General features: G+C 65.2%; 17 protein-coding genes. 12 read left to right on the top strand and 5 right to left on the bottom strand.

All coding sequences use genetic code 11. The annotated features are described in order from the left end of the window. Positions 1–15: 15 nt before the first annotated feature. Positions 16–1,017, top strand: a complete 1,002-nt coding sequence (locus ACO076_RS03485; protein WP_421725344.1) for an adenosine kinase — start codon at positions 16–18, stop codon at positions 1,015–1,017. A gap of 15 nt (positions 1,018–1,032) precedes the next feature. On the opposite strand, the gene secB is transcribed toward ACO076_RS03485, so the two are convergent. Then, a complete protein-coding gene (gene secB / locus ACO076_RS03490; protein WP_421725345.1) occupies positions 1,033–1,572 on the bottom strand; it encodes a protein-export chaperone SecB in 540 nt (179 codons plus the stop codon). Positions 1,573–1,777: 205 nt separating this feature from the next. Here secB and ACO076_RS03495 point away from each other — a divergent pair, with 205 nt between their 5' ends. The 3 genes from ACO076_RS03495 (at position 1,778) to ACO076_RS03505 (ending at position 4,196) form a co-directional block, all read left to right on the top strand. After that, complete coding sequence (locus tag ACO076_RS03495) at positions 1,778–2,497, top strand: Tim44/TimA family putative adaptor protein (RefSeq protein WP_421725346.1); 720 nt, start codon at positions 1,778–1,780, stop codon at positions 2,495–2,497. Next, entirely contained in the window at positions 2,494–3,630 is a 1,137-nt protein-coding gene (locus ACO076_RS03500) for a murein transglycosylase A (protein ID WP_421725347.1), read from the top strand. Before ACO076_RS03495 ends, ACO076_RS03500 begins: the two co-directional genes overlap by 4 nt. A 260-nt stretch (positions 3,631–3,890) precedes the next feature. Next, complete coding sequence (locus tag ACO076_RS03505) at positions 3,891–4,196, top strand: Smr/MutS family protein (RefSeq protein ID WP_421725348.1); 306 nt, start codon at positions 3,891–3,893, stop codon at positions 4,194–4,196. A gap of 16 nt (positions 4,197–4,212) precedes the next feature. On the opposite strand, the gene ACO076_RS03510 is transcribed toward ACO076_RS03505, so the two are convergent. From ACO076_RS03510 to hslV, 3 genes are all read right to left on the bottom strand, one after another. Beyond that, entirely contained in the window at positions 4,213–5,205 is a 993-nt protein-coding gene (locus ACO076_RS03510; RefSeq protein ID WP_421725349.1) for a DUF1402 family protein, read from the bottom strand. Positions 5,206–5,382: 177 nt separating this feature from the next. Beyond that, on the bottom strand, positions 5,383–6,690 hold the full coding sequence (hslU, locus tag ACO076_RS03515; RefSeq protein WP_421725350.1) for an ATP-dependent protease ATPase subunit HslU: 1,308 nt from the start codon (positions 6,688–6,690) through the stop codon (positions 5,383–5,385). Positions 6,691–6,738: 48 nt separating this feature from the next. Next, positions 6,739–7,293, bottom strand: a complete 555-nt coding sequence (gene hslV / locus ACO076_RS03520; protein WP_421725351.1) for an ATP-dependent protease subunit HslV — start codon at positions 7,291–7,293, stop codon at positions 6,739–6,741. 194 nt (positions 7,294–7,487) lie between these two features. Between hslV and hisB the strand changes: the two genes are divergently transcribed. Genes hisB through hisH form a run of 3 tightly spaced genes read left to right on the top strand, consistent with a single transcriptional unit; the run spans position 7,488 to position 9,213 of the window. Further along, on the top strand, positions 7,488–8,081 hold the full coding sequence (gene hisB / locus ACO076_RS03525) for an imidazoleglycerol-phosphate dehydratase HisB (protein WP_421725352.1): 594 nt from the start codon (positions 7,488–7,490) through the stop codon (positions 8,079–8,081). 5 nt (positions 8,082–8,086) lie between these two features. Further along, complete coding sequence (locus ACO076_RS03530; protein ID WP_421725353.1) at positions 8,087–8,569, top strand: DUF2628 domain-containing protein; 483 nt, start codon at positions 8,087–8,089, stop codon at positions 8,567–8,569. Next, positions 8,566–9,213: an imidazole glycerol phosphate synthase subunit HisH gene (gene hisH / locus ACO076_RS03535; protein WP_421725354.1), complete on the top strand. Its 648-nt coding sequence runs from the start codon at positions 8,566–8,568 to the stop codon at positions 9,211–9,213. The genes ACO076_RS03530 and hisH overlap by 4 nt, the downstream gene beginning before the upstream one ends. Here hisH and ACO076_RS03540 read toward each other — a convergent pair. After that, complete coding sequence (locus tag ACO076_RS03540; RefSeq protein WP_421725355.1) at positions 9,147–9,512, bottom strand: hypothetical protein; 366 nt, start codon at positions 9,510–9,512, stop codon at positions 9,147–9,149. The genes hisH and ACO076_RS03540 overlap by 67 nt on opposite strands. A 313-nt stretch (positions 9,513–9,825) precedes the next feature. Between ACO076_RS03540 and ACO076_RS03545 the strand changes: the two genes are divergently transcribed. Genes ACO076_RS03545 through coaA form a run of 5 tightly spaced genes read left to right on the top strand, consistent with a single transcriptional unit; the run spans position 9,826 to position 13,128 of the window. Next, on the top strand, positions 9,826–10,311 hold the full coding sequence (locus tag ACO076_RS03545) for a hypothetical protein (protein WP_421725356.1): 486 nt from the start codon (positions 9,826–9,828) through the stop codon (positions 10,309–10,311). A 10-nt stretch (positions 10,312–10,321) separates the two neighbouring features. Continuing rightward, complete coding sequence (gene hisA / locus ACO076_RS03550) at positions 10,322–11,062, top strand: 1-(5-phosphoribosyl)-5-[(5-phosphoribosylamino)methylideneamino]imidazole-4-carboxamide isomerase (protein WP_421725357.1); 741 nt, start codon at positions 10,322–10,324, stop codon at positions 11,060–11,062. Continuing rightward, positions 11,062–11,838, top strand: coding sequence for an imidazole glycerol phosphate synthase subunit HisF (gene hisF, locus ACO076_RS03555; protein WP_421725358.1), 777 nt, complete (start codon positions 11,062–11,064; stop codon positions 11,836–11,838). The genes hisA and hisF overlap by 1 nt, the downstream gene beginning before the upstream one ends. After that, the gene (locus ACO076_RS03560) at positions 11,831–12,175 is read left to right on the top strand and encodes a phosphoribosyl-ATP diphosphatase (RefSeq protein ID WP_421725359.1); all 345 of its coding nucleotides are present in this window, start codon (positions 11,831–11,833) and stop codon (positions 12,173–12,175) included. Before hisF ends, ACO076_RS03560 begins: the two co-directional genes overlap by 8 nt. Further along, positions 12,175–13,128, top strand: a complete 954-nt coding sequence (gene coaA, locus ACO076_RS03565) for a type I pantothenate kinase (protein WP_421725360.1) — start codon at positions 12,175–12,177, stop codon at positions 13,126–13,128. Before ACO076_RS03560 ends, coaA begins: the two co-directional genes overlap by 1 nt. Positions 13,129–13,138: the final 10 nt, after the last annotated feature.

Consider the following 13,138-nt stretch of genomic DNA (forward strand, 5'->3'; position numbering starts at 1 on the left):
GCTGGTTATCCCCTTATGAACCCACCGAGATTCGATGCACTATGCATCGGCAACGCCATCGTCGACGTGCTCTCGCGCACCGAGGACGATTTTCTCCTCGCCCAGGACTTGCACAAGGGCACCATGCATCTGATCGACGAAGCGCGCGCCAAGTCGTTGTACGACGCGATGGGTCCGGCGATAGAGGCGTCAGGCGGCTCGGCTGGTAACACTGCTGCCGGAATCGCGTCCCTTGGCGGCAACGCCGCCTTCTTCGGCAAAGTCGCCGACGACACCTTCGGCGGCATCTACGCCCACGATATGCATGCGATCGGGGTTCACTTCGAGACGCCGCGTCTCACCGGCGGACTGGCAACGGCCAGCTCGATGATCCTGATCACGCCGGACGGCGAGCGGACGATGAATACCTATCTGGGCGCCGCCCAGCTACTCAGCCCCGACGACATCGATCCCGCCGTCGTCTCCGCGGCGGCAATTACCTACATGGAAGGCTATCTCTGGGATCCGCCGCTCGCCAAGGAGGCGTTCCGGCATGCCGCCACAATCGCCCACGAAGCCGGCCGCCAGGTGTCGCTGACCCTTTCCGACCCATTCTGCGTCGACCGCTTCCGCGCCGAGTTCCTCGGCCTCATTCGCGACGGAACGGTTGATATCCTGTTCGCCAACGACTCCGAGCTCCGCTCGCTCTACGAAACCGCGAACCTCGACGCCGCGTTGAGGGCCCTTGCGGCCGATTGTCCGCTGGCGGCGGTCACTGTGGGGGTCAACGGCGCGATCGTCGTCAGCGGCGACGGAGTGTCGCGGGTCGACGCGACGCCGGTCGAAAACGTCGCCGATCTCACCGGCGCCGGCGACCTGTTCGCCTCCGGTTTCCTGTTCGGGATCGCCCGGGACATGGATCCGATCGACGCGGCCCGGCTCGGCACGCTCGCCGCCGCCGAGGTCATCGGCCACATCGGACCGCGGCCGGTAACGTCGTTGCGCGACCTCGCCCGCGAAGCAGGCTTCGATATCTAGGCCGGTTCGGGGCGGTCAGGCGGTGCTTTGACCTTCGCCGGACTGGGCGGCAGCCGCCGCCTGCTGCGCCTGGGCCAGGCGTTGGCGGAACAGCGCCAGGAAGTCGATCGGATCGATCAGCAGTGGCGGGAACCCGCCATTTCGGCTGGCTTCGGCGATGATCTGCCGGGCGAAGGGGAAGAGTAGCCGCGGGCATTCGACCCGCAGGATCGGTTGCACCGCTTCTTTCGGGATATTGGTCAGCCGGAACAGGCCCGCATAGACCAGTTCGATCGCGAACAGAATGGTGTTGTCGTCGCCGGTGGTCGCCTTGACGTCGACCTTGAGTTCGACCTCTACCTCGTTGTCGGTGACCTGTCCGGGTTCAACATTGATGGTGATGTTGATGGTCGGCGCCGTCCCGCGCTCACGCAGGGATTGTGGCGCGCCGGGGCTCTCGAACGACATATCTTTGATGTATTGGGCGAGAACGCCAAGATTCTGGGGCGCGGACTGCTGGGCTGGCCGCTGTTGGTCATTGCCGGCCGGCTGCCGACCGCTATTTTCTTCAGCCATGAAAATCCGCTTCCTGACTACTCTGATAATGGGCGTTGCCGCCCGGCTTGCCGGGGGCTAACACGCAACCGTCAGCGAGACAAGGCAGCGCCGGTATCACCCAACGGACTCGCATCCGCCGCAAACCTTCACTACATTGGAAAAACATCGTTCCCCTTGGACATTTCGTGCTAAAGCCCACTGATCGGGGACAGGACCCGGACGCATGGACGGCTTCATCGACATCTACACCATTATCTTTCTGGTCCTTGCGATCGTCATCTTCTTGTACCTGCGGAGCATTCTCGGCCGGCGCACAGGGAACGAGCGGCCGCCGTTCGACCCCTATTCGCGTACCGAAGCGCCGCCGACCGCAAGCGGTGACGAAAACGTGATCAGCCTGCCGCCGCGCCGCGCCGGCAGCGAACCCGCTTCGGACGGTATCGCGCCAGCGGCTGAGGCTCAGATCAAGACCTTGGCGCCGGAAGGAACCTCCCTCAACGAGGCGCTGACCGCGATCGCCACCGCCGACCGGACCTTCGATCCCGATTCCTTCCTCAACGGCGCCAAGGCCGCCTACGAGATGGTCGTCACAGCGTTCGCCGAGGGCGATCGCAAGACGCTCAAGCAGCTCCTGAGCCGCGAGGTCTATGACGGCTTCGTCGCCGCGATCAGCGAGCGCGAAGGGCGACACGAGACCATCGAGTTCCGCTTCGTCGGCATCGACAAGGCGGAGATCACCGACGCGTCGTTCAAAGCCAACGCCGCCCACATCACCATCCGGTTCTCGTCGAAGCTGATTTCGGCGACCCACGACAAGGAAGGGCGGGTGGTCGACGGAGATCCCGTCCATGTCGCCGACGTGACCGACATCTGGACCTTCTCGCGTGACGTCAACTCGCGCGACCCGAACTGGAAGCTGATCGCGACCGAATCCGTCGAGTGACCGCGGCGGTCATGCTTTCGGCCGCCGGTCCCGAACAGAAGCCGCAACCGACCTTCCGCCTCGAACCCGTGTCGTTCGAAAACCTGAACGGCTGGACGGAGGACGATCATGCCGCGGCGCTGAACGCCTTCGCCTCTGGCGCGGATGTGATCGCCGGGCATCCGCCGAAGCACCGCGAAACCGGAATCGATGTTGCCGCGCTTAGCAGGCGGATCGTCGAGGCTCGCTCGCTGGCCGGCGCCGACCGAGAGGCGGCGCGAGAATTCTTCGAAACCGCGTTTCAGCCTTGCGATGTGGTTTCGAACGATGAATCGCCCTTCTTCACCGGCTACTACGAGCCGGTGGTCGCCGGCAGCCTCACGCGATCGGCGGCCTTTGCTCATCCGCTCTACGCCCGGCCTGACGACCTGGTCGACATCGAACCTGACGCCCTACCACCTGGCCTCGCGCCCGGTACCCGGTTCGCCCGTCGGACCGATGACGGCCTTCGTCCCTATCCGGATCGTGCTGAGATCACCGCCGGGTTTCTCGATGGCCGGGGCCTCGAACTGGTTTATCTCGCCGATCCGGTCGACGTTTTCTTCATCCACATTCAGGGCTCGGCGCGCATTCGCCTGGTCGAGGGCGGCGAGATGCGGGTCACCTACGCCGCTAAGAGCGGGCACCCCTACACCCCGATCGGTCGGGTGCTGATCGAGACGGGCGCGCTGCCGCGGGGCGGCGCGACCATGGCCACGATTCGCCGCTGGCTTGCCGATCACCCCGATCAGGCCGGCGCGGTGATGGCAGGGAACCGCTCATACATCTTCTTCGGCGAGGCGGCAGTCGACGACCCCGCCCTTGGGCCGGTCGCGGCAGCCAAGGTGCCGCTGACGCCGGGACGCAGTCTTGCCGTCGACCGGCTGATCCACAGCTTCCACACCCCGGTGTGGGTGGAGACCCAGATACCCGACCGCAAGACGTTCCGGCGCCTTATGACCGCCCACGACACCGGCTCCGCCATCGTCGGACCGACGCGCGGTGACATCTTCATCGGCTCCGGCAACGCGGCGGGCGATGTCGCCGGGGCTCTGGCATCCCGGGGGCGGTTCACGATTCTGGTACCCCGGACGGACGAGGCCGGTTCTGGCTGATGCGACGCAAGACTGGACGGCGCGGCCTGTCGGGGGAAGACAAGCGCCTCTGGGAGGCGGTCAAGCGCACAGCGGAGCCGCTGAGGACAGATGAGCCACAGGAACCGGAGGTGCCGGAACCCGCACGCCAGCCATCGGCTGAGCCACCCTCGACTTCGCCTAAAACGCCGACCCCAAGGCTGAACGCGGCATCCCGTCCCGCGCCGCCACCGCCCGCAGGGCCGCTGGACCGCAAAACCGTCAGTCGCGTGTCGCGTGGGTTGACCCCTGTCGATCGCCGCATCGACCTCCACGGCCTGACGCAAACCGTCGCGCACGGACGGTTGTTGCGGTTTCTGGAGGACGCTCACGCCAACGGCGCCCGCATCGTCCTGGTGATCACCGGCAAGGGCAACGACACCCCCCGCGACATTGGCGAACCGAGCCGCGGCGTGCTCCGCCGCGCGGTGCCGGAATGGCTGAAATCGGCGGCATTCAAGCCGTTCGTGGCTGGCGTATCGGAGGCCGGTCGGCGCCACGGCGGCGCCGGTGCTTTCTACGTGCGAGTCAGGCGCCGACGCGGTTAACCACGCCGAACGCTGATCAACCGAGAAGCTGGCGCAGTTCGGCTTCGCGATCGTTGATCAGCCAGCCGTAGAAGTTCTCCTGCGGCAGTTGAGCCGGCTTGCCGGCGGCCGCCCGTTTTTCGTTCTCCGCCCGCAGCGTCCGCGCCCGAGTGGCTGCGTTGCCGAGATTGTAGAGCGTCGCCGTGATCCCGGGATTCTGGGAGATATCGAAGCCCGCGATCTGCTTGTAGGCATCGATTGAGACCTTGATGTTCGCCGCCACGTAGTGAAGCGATGTCTCCGGGTTCATGATCTGCTGATAGACCTGCGACGCATTGTCGATCGAAAGCAGCGGCAACCCCGCCTTGGCGTGGACGATGTCGGTCACCGACAGCGCCGCGATCGGGCTCAGCTGGCCGAACCCGAACGTCTGCCCGGCGAACATCGGCCCGAAATAGACCCTGTGCAGTCGATCGCGGGGATAGCGCCGGCCGTCGACGAAGCGGCCCATAAACGTGCTTTCCCAGACGGTCTGGCGGCAGTCCCAGATCTCGTAGTTGGTGGTGAACTGCGTGCAGCGGGCAAACTGCGGCCGAGCGAAGAGCTCCTGAGCCGTATCGTTGCGGTCAGCGAAGATCAGCGTGTCGTCGGAAACGTACTGGAGCGCTTTGACGTAATAGGTTTGCAGCGTGTCATAGGTGTCGATGTTGTAGGTGTGCTCGCCGACCACCGCGCCGATAATGTGCATCGGATCGATGTCATACACCGCGGCGACCTGCTTGATCGCTGCGATCAGGTTGGGATTTCCGGCTAGAAGATTGTAAACCTTGCGATATTTCGTCTTGAACGTACCGCCACCGAAGAATGTCAGGGCGCGTGATCCGACGAAGACCTTTGGCTGTTTCGCGAACTGGTTCCCCGGGGGGACGACAACCACCTCCGACGCCATCGCGACGGGTGGCGCGACATGGCCGACGGCGAGCCCGACGCTCACCGCCGCCGCGACGGCAAGGCGTTTCAACATGACCATGGAGAGCACTCCAAATCCAAACCTTCGCCCCTATTGCACCACATCGGAACGACGGTCCAGCCCATCGGGCTTCCCCGCTCCAAATGGCGACCCGTCCCGGCGCGGGCGGCAAGCCCGGCGCCCAGACCATAGCAGCCGGTTTACGGCAAGCGAAGGGCAGAGCGCCCGATTGACGGGCTACAGGATGAAGCGGCTGAGGTCGGTGTTGCGCGCCAGATCGCCGATGTGATCCTCGACGTATTTGGCGTCGATGACGATGGTATCGCCATCGCGGTCGGCCGCGGTAAAGCTCACATCGTCGAGGATGCGTTCCATCACCGTCTGCAGCCGTCGGGCGCCGATGTTCTCCACATTGGCGTTGATCGACACCGCGATCTCCGCGATCGTATCGATCGCGTCGTCGGTGATCTCCAAGGTTACGCCCTCGGTCGCCATCAGCGCCACATACTGCTTGATCAGACTCGCCTCGGTTTCCGTCAGGATGCGACGGAAGTCGTCGGTGGTGAGCGGATGGAGCTCCACCCGGATCGGCAGCCGGCCCTGAAGCTCCGGCAACAGGTCGGACGGCTTGGCGACATGGAACGCACCGGAGGCGACGAACAGGATGTGGTCGGTCTTCACCTGACCGTGCTTGGTCGCGACCGTGGTGCCTTCGATCAGCGGCAGGAGGTCACGCTGCACCCCCTCGCGGCTGACATCGGCGCCGAAGCGACCTTCACGGGCGCAGATCTTGTCGATCTCGTCGAGGAAAACGATCCCATCGTTCTCGACCGATTCGATGGCTTCCTGCACCACCTGCTCGTCGTCGAGCAGCCGGTCGGATTCTTCCGCCACCAGGATCGGATGGGAGTCCGCCACGTTAACGCGACGCGTCTTGGTCTTCTGGCCGAACGCCTTGCCGAGCATATCGCCAATGTTCATGACGCCCACGCTGGCGCCGGGCATGCCCGGAATATCGAAGGACGGCATGCCGCCGCCGGTATCGCGGACCTCGATCTCGATTTCCTTGTCGTCGAGGTCGCCCTCGCGCAGCTTCTTGCGGAAGGACTCGCGTGTCGCCGGGCTGGCGGAATCGCCGACCAGCGCGGTCAGCACCCGCTCCTCGGCGGCGAGTTCCGCCTTGGCGGAGACTTCCTTGCGCTTGCGCTCGCGCACCAGGCCGATCCCGACCTCGACCAGATCGCGGACCACCGACTCCACGTCGCGGCCGACATAGCCGACTTCGGTGAACTTGGTCGCCTCGATTTTGATGAACGGGGCGCCGGCGAGCTTCGCCAGCCTCCGGGAGATCTCGGTCTTGCCGATGCCGGTCGGGCCGATCATCAGGATGTTCTTGGGCAGAACCTCTTCGCGCATGGCACCGGTCAGCTGCTGGCGGCGCCAACGGTTGCGCAGCGCAATCGCCACGGCCCGCTTCGCGTCGGCCTGGCCGATGATGTAGCGGTCGAGCTCGGATACGATCTCGCGGGGGGAGAAGTTGGTCATGGTCGTCTCGGTGAATCGTGAACGTCGGGAACAGCAGTCGGTCTCGGACTAAGCCGCATCGACCGACTCCAGGGTGACCTGATCGTTGGTGTAGACGCAGATGTCGGCGGCGATCGCCATCGCCCGCCGGGCGATGGTTTCGGCGTCGAGGTCGGTTTCGGCGAGCGCTCTTGCGGCGGCGAGCGCATAGTTACCGCCGGAGCCGATGCCGGCGATGCCGCCGTCGGGCTCGAGCACGTCGCCGGTGCCGGTCACCACCAGGCTGGTAGAGGCGTCCGCCACCAGCATCATCGCCTCGAGGCGGCGCAGATATTTGTCGGTGCGCCAGTCCTTGGCGAGTTCGACGCAGGCCCGGGTCAGCTGGCGCGGATACTGCTCCAGCTTGGCTTCGAGCCGCTCGAACAGGGTGAAGGCATCAGCGGTCGCACCGGCGAAACCGGCGATCACGCCGCTTTTGCCGATCGGCCGAACCTTCTTGGCGTTATGCTTCATCACCGTCTGTCCGACGGAGACCTGACCGTCGCCGGCAATCACCACCTTGCCGTCCTTGCGAACGGTCACGATTGTGGTGCCATGCCACGTGGCAGGGGCGGAATCGTTCATGGGTATCGTGTCCTCGTGCAGCAGGCCACAGGCGGTCTCGTAACGAGCCCCGCGGGCGGCCCCTTCGGGCGGTCCGCCCTATGTAAGTCGGATCAGGCCAAGTGCAAACGCCGCCCGTGGTTCTCCCGTCTATGGCCTTGGGGCAACGCCCCTGATACAACCCGCTCCGCCAAATGATAGGAGCGCGCCGAACCATGCGCACCGCCACGATCAAGCGAAAGACTAACGAAACCGACATTTCGGTCGAAATCGACCTCGATGGCGCCGGTAAGGCCGACGTCGAGACCGGGATCGGTTTCTTCGACCACATGCTGGATCAATTGGCGCGTCACAGCCTGATCGACATCACGGTGCGCGCCGCGGGCGACCTGCACATCGACCAGCATCACACAGTCGAGGATGTCGGCATCGCCCTCGGCCAGGCGATCCGCGACGCGCTCGGCGATCGGCGCGGCATCAGCCGTTATGCCGACGTCCACCTGCCGATGGATGAGGCGCTGACCCGCTGCGCCATCGACGTGTCGGGACGCCCGTTTCTGGTCTGGAACGTCACGTTCAGCCGCGACACGATCGGCGCGTTCGACACCGAACTGTTCCTGGAGTTCTTCCGGGCCTTCGCCCAGAACGCCGGCGTGACACTGCACATCGAGACGCTCTACGGCACCAACAACCACCACATCGCCGAGAGCTGCTTCAAGGCGCTGGCCCGGGCTCTGCGGGCGGCGGCGGCGATCGATCCGCGCCAGGAAGGGCGCCTGCCATCCACCAAGGGCCGGCTCGGAGACTGAGGCGAATGGCGTTCTACACCGTCCTCGTCCCGCCTGATACCAGCGAGACCGCCACGGACTCGCTTATCTTCGTCAAGGAGGGTTTCTGCTGGCCGGCGCTGTTCGTCCCGCTGATTTGGTCGATTTACTGCCGCCAATGGCTGATCCTGCTGTTTCTGCTTGCCGCGGTCCTGGTTCTCGTCGCAATCGGCGGCACCGTCGCCACGGTCGTCTACTGGCTCGGCCGGGTATGGTTCGCGCTTGAGGCCAACGGGCTCCGCCGCTGGACGCTGGAGCGCAACGGTCACCGAACCATCGCCGTGGTCGAAGGCCGCACCCAGGACGAAGCCGAACGGCGTTACTTCGAGGAGATCGAACTTCACGTAGAGCCGGCGGACCCGACCGCAGATGATCCGCCTGCGCCGTCCGGATGGGAGCCGGTGACGAAGACCCCGCCGGAGGAGCGTCCCGTCGTCGGCCTGTTCCCGTCGCCGAACCCGACCCGATGACCGTCGCTCTGATCGACTACGGCGCCGGCAATCTCCGGTCCGCGGCGAAGGCGTTTGAGCGCATGCTCGGCGCGGCAAACGCGGGCGCGGTCACCGTGACATCCGACCCGGACGTGGTCGCCCGCGCCGACCGGATCGTCCTACCCGGCGATGGCGCGTTCGCCGACTGTCGCCGCAATCTCGACGCCCTCGACGGCATGGTCGAGGCCATCGACGAAGCCATCGATACCCGCGGCCGGCCGTTTCTCGGCATCTGCGTCGGCATGCAGTTGCTAGCGAGCCGCGGTATCGAGCATGGGGTCACGGAGGGACTAAACCGCATTCCCGGCGAGGTTCGCGCCATCGAACCCACCGATCCGGCGCTGAAAGTTCCGCACATGGGCTGGAACACCCTTGGCGGCCGCGCCGCGCACCCGCTTCTCGACGGCATCGCCCTCGGCCCCGAGGGCTGGCATGCCTACTTCCTGCACTCCTTCCATATGGTCGCCCACAACGAGGCCGATGTCATCGCGGTCGCCGACTACGGCGGCCCGGTCACCGCCATCGTCGCGAGGGGCAATATCGCCGGTACCCAGTTTCACCCGGAAAAGAGCCAGAAACTCGGTTTGGCGCTGATCGGCAACTTCCTGAAATGGTCGCCGTAAGGATCATCAGGGTCGTCCGGATCATCAGAATCGTCGAACAAATCTAGCTGACGATCTCGCGGTACGACCTTGAACCGGGGGGAGTGCCTTGGAGGTTCCTCGGCCGGCGCCAATTCCGGCGATTCATGCTTAAGCTGTTGATAGGCGATACTCTTGCTGCCGCTGTGGATGTCTTCCTGCCACACTTCGTACAGTCGTCGAGGATCGACATCGTAGACCGCTACGATGTCTCGGACTTTCCTTCCGGACCACCTATGCTTCCAGCTTTCCACAGCTTGGTCAAAGGTCAGTGAACTCATGTTGGACAAGCTCCTTCGCCGAGTTGAGCGAGAGGAGCACCTTGACCCGACAGCTGGACTTTGTTTCAGTCCGCTCGCAGACAGCTGCGCCCGTGGTGCTCCATGCAGTACGGGGGGAAAGCCGGGCCGGAATCCCGGCTTTTCCGCTTGGTCATGGCGAAAGCTATGGTGATTCCCTACCCCCGCAAAGCTCGACCTAACGGGTCAATGTTGACATCCCCGAAATCCACAATGCTGTGTGGTTTATCCACATTTAGCTTTGCAACGATCATTGCAACGTTATGCGAATCATCTGGTTCCGCATGAAACAACCGTGACCGAGGGCTGGGACAACTTCTTCCTTGGCCAGCTCGGCGCCTCGGCGGCGCTCGGCGGGCTCCTGTTCGTCGCGGTTTCGATCAACCTCGAACGGATTCTCGCCGCGAAGGACCTGCCCAACCGGGCGCTGCTGGCGATGCTGCTACTGCTCACCGTCCTGGTCATCTCGGCGCTGATGCTGATCCCGGCCCAGCCGACCGTCACGCTCGGGATCGAGGCGCTGGCGCTCGGCGCCTTCGTCCTCGCCGTGGGAACCGCCATCGAGGCGACCGCCGCCAAGTCGCCGCGGATCACCAACCGGATCACCTATGCCGTCAACGTCGTCCTGTTCGCCGCGGCGGCGCTTCCCTACATCGTCGGTGGAATCTTGCTCCTTTTCGGCGATCTCTCCGGGGTGTATTGGATCGCCGTCGCCATCATCTTTTCCATCATCAAGGCGGTGGTCGACGGCTGGGTCCTCCTGGTCGAAATCCACCGCTAGAGCGCCCGCCATGATTCTGTTTCCCGCCATCGATCTGAAGGACGGTGCCTGCGTCCGCCTCGAAAAGGGCGCGATGGAGAGCGCCACGGTGTTCAACCCGGACCCGGCGGCGCAGGCGAAAACTTTCGCGAAGCAGGGATTCGCGTGGCTGCATGTGGTCGACCTCAACGGGGCATTCGCCGGCAAGGCCGTCAACGGCGCTGCCGCCGAAGCGATCCTCGCCGCGATCGACATCCCGGTGCAGCTCGGCGGCGGCATCCGCGATCACGCAGCCATCGACGGCTGGATCGGACGCGGCGTCGCCCGGGTCATCCTGGGGACGGCGGCCGTGCGCGATCCCGATCTGGTGCGCATCGCGGCCCGCAATCATCCCGGCCGGATCGCCGTCGGCATCGACGCTCGCGCCGGTAAGGTCGCCGTTGACGGCTGGGCCGACACCACCGAGATGGACGTCATCGACCTCGCCCGTCGGTTCGAGGACGCCGGCGTCGCCGCCATCATCTATACCGACATCGACCGGGACGGCGTCCTTGCCGGACTCAACTTCCCGGCAACGCTCCGCCTTGCCGGCGCTGTGTCGGTCCCGGTCATCGCCTCGGGCGGCCTCGCCTCCCTCGCCGATATCCTGCGGCTGCTCGAGCCGGACTGTGCCGGCTTGGAAGGCGCCATCGCCGGGCGGGCGCTTTATGACGGCCGCCTCGATCCGCTGGAGGCGCTGCGGCTGATCGAAGCCGCGGCGATCAACGGCTGATGCTGAAAGCCCGCGTCATCCCCTGCCTCGACGTCAAGGACGGCCGTGTCGTCAAGGGTGTCCGCTTCGTCGACCTCACCGACGCCGGCGATCCGGTCGAGGCCGCGCGTGCCTATGACGCCGCCGGCGCCGACGAACTCTGCTTCCTCGATATTCGCGCGAGCCACGAAGATCGCGGAACGATCCTCGACGTGGTCGCCCGCACCGCCGAGGTGTGTTTCATCCCGGTCACCGTCGGCGGTGGTGTGCGGAGCGTCGCCGACATTCGCGCACTGATGCTCGCCGGCGCCGACAAGGTCTTGATCAACACCGCAGCGCAGACCAACCCCGATCTGGTGCCGAGCGCGGCGGAGAAGTTCGGCTCGCAGGCGATCGTGGTCAACATCGACGCAACCCGGGTCAGCAGCGACGGCAACGCCCCCCGCTGGGAAGTCTTTTCCCATGTCACGCACAAACCGATCGGCATGGATGTCATCGATTATGCGACCCGCATGGCCGCCCTTGGCGCCGGTGAACTCTTGGTGACATCGCAGGACAATGACGGCACCCGCGACGGATACGACATTGCGCTGACCCGCGCGATTGCCGACGCGGTGCCGGTGCCGGTGGTGGCCTCCGGCGGCGCCGGACGGCCGGAACATCTCGTTGCCGCCGTCCGTGACGGGCACGCCTCCGCCGTGCTTGCGGCATCGGTTTTTCATTTCGGCGATTTCTCCATACACGACGCCAAGGCCCACATGGCAGCCCTCGGCGTACCGGTGCGGCTCGATGGCTGACGAGCGTCCCTTCACCCTCGACGACCTGGCGGCGATCCTCGCCGACCGGGCGCGCTCGGGCGGATCGGGGTCCTATACGGCCAGGTTGCTCAACGCCGGGGTGCGGACATGCGCCCAGAAATTCGGCGAGGAAGCGGTGGAGGCGGTGCTTGCCGCGGTCGGCGAGGACGATGCCGCGCTGACTGCCGAAGCAGCCGATGTGCTCTATCACCTGCTGGTCATGCTACAATCCCGTGACATCGCCCTGTCGAGCGTGATGGAAGAGCTCGACCGGCGAACTGGCCAGTCGGGGCTGGCGGAGAAGGCGGCGCGCAATCGCGCCGACGGGGAGAAGTGATGGATCAGCCGTCGCCGCCGCGCGTCTCGCCGCATCTGATCTTCAGTCGCGCGGAATGGGCGGCGCTCAGGGCCGACACGCCGATGACGCTGACCGGCGAGGAGGTCAAGCGGCTCCAGAGCCTCAACGATCCGGTCTCCCTCGACGAAGTCGCCGAAATCTACCTGCCGGTCTCCCGTCTCCTCAGCCTCTATGTCGCCGCGATCCAGAACCTGCATCAGGCGACCCGGTCGTTTCTCGGCAACCACGACGGCGTCATGCCGTTCATCATCGGCATCGCCGGCTCGGTGGCGGTCGGCAAATCGACCACAGCACGGCTGCTCCAGGCGCTGCTCCAGCGCTGGCCGAACACACCGCGAGTCGAACTGATGGCGACCGACGGGTTCCTGCTCCCGAACGCCGTGCTCCAGGAAGAGGGGCTAATGGAGCGCAAGGGGTTCCCGGAGAGCTACGACCGCCCCGCGCTGCTCGCCTTCCTCAACAGCGTCAAGTCAGGCGAACCCAAGGTCACCGCGCCGTTCTATTCGCATCTCACCTACGACATCGTGCCCGGTAAGCACGTGACGGTCGAGCGGCCCGATATCCTGATCGTCGAAGGGCTGAACGTGCTCCAGACGTCGCGATTGCCCCGCGATGGCCGGGCCGTGCCGTTCGTCTCCGACTTCTTCGACTTCTCGATCTACATCGATGCCGACGAGGCGATCATCCGCACCTGGTACCTGGAGCGTTTCAAGGAACTCCGCCGCACCGCCTTCCGCGACCCTGAGTCCTACTTCCACCGCTACGCCTCGATCTCGAACGAGGAGGCGATCACCATCGCCGGCGGCCTATGGGACCGGATCAACCTCGTCAATCTGCGCGAAAATATCCGACCGACCCGGCCTCGCGCGGACCTGATCCTGCGCAAGGGCGACGATCATCGCGTCGAACAGGTCGCGCTCCGCCGCCTCTGACCGGATCGCG

It is taken from the genome of Bauldia sp. (genome assembly GCF_965232525.1).
Taxonomy (GTDB): Bacteria; Pseudomonadota; Alphaproteobacteria; order Rhizobiales; family Kaistiaceae; genus Bauldia.

Bases quoted from the DNA above. Each gene is read 5' to 3' on its own strand.
- ACO076_RS03485 (WP_421725344.1), top strand. From the start codon at position 16: ATGAACCCACCGAGATTCGATGCACTATGCATCGGCAACGCCATCGTC.
- secB (WP_421725345.1), bottom strand. From the start codon at position 1,572: ATGGCTGAAGAAAATAGCGGTCGGCAGCCGGCCGGCAATGACCAACAG.
- ACO076_RS03495 (WP_421725346.1), top strand. From the start codon at position 1,778: ATGGACGGCTTCATCGACATCTACACCATTATCTTTCTGGTCCTTGCG.
- ACO076_RS03510 (WP_421725349.1), bottom strand. From the start codon at position 5,205: ATGGTCATGTTGAAACGCCTTGCCGTCGCGGCGGCGGTGAGCGTCGGG.
- hslU (WP_421725350.1), bottom strand. From the start codon at position 6,690: ATGACCAACTTCTCCCCCCGCGAGATCGTATCCGAGCTCGACCGCTAC.
- hslV (WP_421725351.1), bottom strand. From the start codon at position 7,293: ATGAACGATTCCGCCCCTGCCACGTGGCATGGCACCACAATCGTGACC.
- hisB (WP_421725352.1), top strand. From the start codon at position 7,488: ATGCGCACCGCCACGATCAAGCGAAAGACTAACGAAACCGACATTTCG.
- ACO076_RS03530 (WP_421725353.1), top strand. From the start codon at position 8,087: ATGGCGTTCTACACCGTCCTCGTCCCGCCTGATACCAGCGAGACCGCC.
- hisH (WP_421725354.1), top strand. From the start codon at position 8,566: ATGACCGTCGCTCTGATCGACTACGGCGCCGGCAATCTCCGGTCCGCG.
- ACO076_RS03540 (WP_421725355.1), bottom strand. From the start codon at position 9,512: ATGAGTTCACTGACCTTTGACCAAGCTGTGGAAAGCTGGAAGCATAGG.
- hisA (WP_421725357.1), top strand. From the start codon at position 10,322: ATGATTCTGTTTCCCGCCATCGATCTGAAGGACGGTGCCTGCGTCCGC.
- hisF (WP_421725358.1), top strand. From the start codon at position 11,062: ATGCTGAAAGCCCGCGTCATCCCCTGCCTCGACGTCAAGGACGGCCGT.
- ACO076_RS03560 (WP_421725359.1), top strand. From the start codon at position 11,831: ATGGCTGACGAGCGTCCCTTCACCCTCGACGACCTGGCGGCGATCCTC.
- coaA (WP_421725360.1), top strand. From the start codon at position 12,175: ATGGATCAGCCGTCGCCGCCGCGCGTCTCGCCGCATCTGATCTTCAGT.